General features: G+C 47.3%; 1 protein-coding gene and 2 rRNA genes (2 of these 3 cut by a window edge). All 3 read right to left on the bottom strand.

The genetic code is table 11. The annotated features are described in order from the left end of the window. A protein-coding gene (locus tag AB1284_RS23990; RefSeq protein ID WP_429752748.1) for a zinc-dependent alcohol dehydrogenase family protein crosses the window boundary here: on the bottom strand, nucleotides 1–551 show its 5' portion. The gene continues 424 nt to the left of window position 1, outside the view; the window shows 551 of its 975 coding nt (coding positions 1–551); the start codon lies at nucleotides 549–551; its stop codon lies beyond the left edge, outside the window. Between the two features lie 231 nt (nucleotides 552–782). Next, a 5S ribosomal RNA gene (gene rrf / locus AB1284_RS23985) occupies nucleotides 783–898 on the bottom strand. Nucleotides 899–948: 50 nt separating this feature from the next. Then, nucleotides 949–2500 (bottom strand): 23S ribosomal RNA (locus tag AB1284_RS23980); it runs 1371 nt beyond the window's last position.

Below are 2500 nucleotides of genomic sequence, written 5' to 3'. Positions count from 1 at the left end.
ATTAATTCTTCTGTATAAGTATCATTACGTATTACTGCAATTAAACGAAATCCTAAAACACGAGATAATTGCGCAAAAATATGACCAATAGAAGATCCGCAAGCATTTACAATCAAGTCATCCCCCGGTTTTAATGCCAATACTTCTGTACAGATAACCCACGCTGTAATCGGATTAATATAAAGCTGAGCTGCCGTATAATCATCAATATAATCTGGAATTAAAACAGCTAGTTCAGCTGAAGATTTTACAAACTCTTGCCATGTACCTTCACCTCGCAGCGGCAATACTCGCTTACCAAGAAACCATTTAGAAACAGAGGGGCCTACTTCTTCTATAATACCAACCCCTTCATATCCCGGAATAGCTGGTAAAGAAATTCGATTAGAATATGCTCCCCTAATAGGAATTAAATCAGAGGGATTAATTGGTCGAGTCTTCATTCGTACTAAAACTTCACCAACACCCGGATCTCTAACTTCCTTATTCTCTATCTGCAAAACTTTTTGAGGCTCTCCAAATTCATAAAACTTAATACTTGTCGCTTTCAAAATAAAGAGTCTCCTTTCACTCGTTTATATAGTACCTATCTCTCATTCATGTGAAGTTAATTTGCCTGTATTCTATGAATTTCAAGGGAATTATGGGTATACTTTTTATTTCTTACACTTGGGATAGCTTCAACACTCGGTCTATCAATTGCCTTATTTAAATACAGTATTTTAATAATTGTCTAGTTAATATACACAAAAAAGACGAGTCATACTGACTCGTCTTAGATTGCCTGGCAACGTCCTACTCTCACAGGGACAAAGTCCCAACTACCATCGGCGCTAGAGAGCTTAACTTCCGTGTTCGGTATGGGAACGGGTGTGACCTCTCTGCCATCATTACCAGACTTATGAAGGTATATTCCTTCAAAACTAGATAACATTTGCTTCATATTATATGGTTAAGTCCTCGATCTATTAGTATTCGTCAGCTCCACATGTCACCATGCTTCCACCTCGAACCTATCAACCTGATCATCTTTCAGGGATCTTACTAGCTTAACGCTATGGGAAATCTCATCTTGAGGGGGGCTTCATGCTTAGATGCTTTCAGCACTTATCCCTTCCGCACATAGCTACCCAGCTATGCCCTTGGCAGAACAACTGGTACACCAGCGGTGCGTCCATCCCGGTCCTCTCGTACTAAGGACAGCTCCTCTCAAATTTCCTACGCCCACGACGGATAGGGACCGAACTGTCTCACGACGTTCTGAACCCAGCTCGCGTACCGCTTTAATGGGCGAACAGCCCAACCCTTGGGACCGACTACAGCCCCAGGATGCGATGAGCCGACATCGAGGTGCCAAACCTCCCCGTCGATGTGGACTCTTGGGGGAGATAAGCCTGTTATCCCCGGGGTAGCTTTTATCCGTTGAGCGATGGCCCTTCCATGCGGAACCACCGGATCACTAAGCCCGACTTTCGTCCCTGCTCGACTTGTAGGTCTCGCAGTCAAGCTCCCTTATGCCTTTGCACTCTACGAATGATTTCCAACCATTCTGAGGGAACCTTTGGGCGCCTCCGTTACTTTTTAGGAGGCGACCGCCCCAGTCAAACTGCCCACCTGACACTGTCTCCCGGGTCGATAAGACCCGTAGGTTAGAATTTCAATACAGCCAGGGCGGTATCCCACCAGCGCCTCCACCGAAGCTAGCGCTCCGGCTTCAAAGGCTCCCGCCTATCCTGTACAAGCTGTACCAAAATTCAATATCAGGCTACAGTAAAGCTCCACGGGGTCTTTCCGTCCTGTCGCGGGTAACCTGCATCTTCACAGGTACTATAATTTCACCGAGTCTCTGGTTGAGACAGTGCCCAAATCGTTACACCTTTCGTGCGGGTCGGAACTTACCCGACAAGGAATTTCGCTACCTTAGGACCGTTATAGTTACGGCCGCCGTTTACTGGGGCTTCAGTTCAGAGCTTCGCTTGCGCTAACCCCTCTCCTTAACCTTCCAGCACCGGGCAGGTGTCAGCCCCTATACTTCGCCTTACGGCTTCGCAGAGACCTGTGTTTTTGCTAAACAGTCGCTTGGGCCTATTCACTGCGGCTTTCCGTTAAGAAAGCACCCCTTCTCCCGAAGTTACGGGGTCATTTTGCCGAGTTCCTTAACCAGAGTTCTCTCGCACACCTTAGGATTCTCTCCTCGCCTACCTGTGTCGGTTTGCGGTACAGGCACCTTTTATCTCGCTAGAAGCTTTTCTTGGCAGCGGGGAATCAAAGACTTCGCTCCATAAGGAGCTTCCCCATCACAGCTCAGCCTTCGCGGTAAGCGGATTTGCCTACTTACCAGCCTAACTGCTTGGACGTGCACAACCAATCGCACGCTTCTTCTATCCTTCTGCGTCCCTCCATTGCTCAAACGATAAAGAGGTGGTACAGGAATATCAACCTGTTGTCCATCGCCTACGCCTGTCGGCCTCGGCTTAGGTCCTGACTAACCCTGAGCGGA

Source organism: Bacillus sp. S2(2024) (assembly GCF_050474045.1).
Classification (GTDB): domain Bacteria; phylum Bacillota; class Bacilli; order Bacillales; family Bacillaceae_G; genus Bacillus_A; species Bacillus_A yunxiaonensis.
Note: the sequence above shows the minus strand (reverse complement) of the source record. Positions and strands in the feature narration are given on the sequence as shown.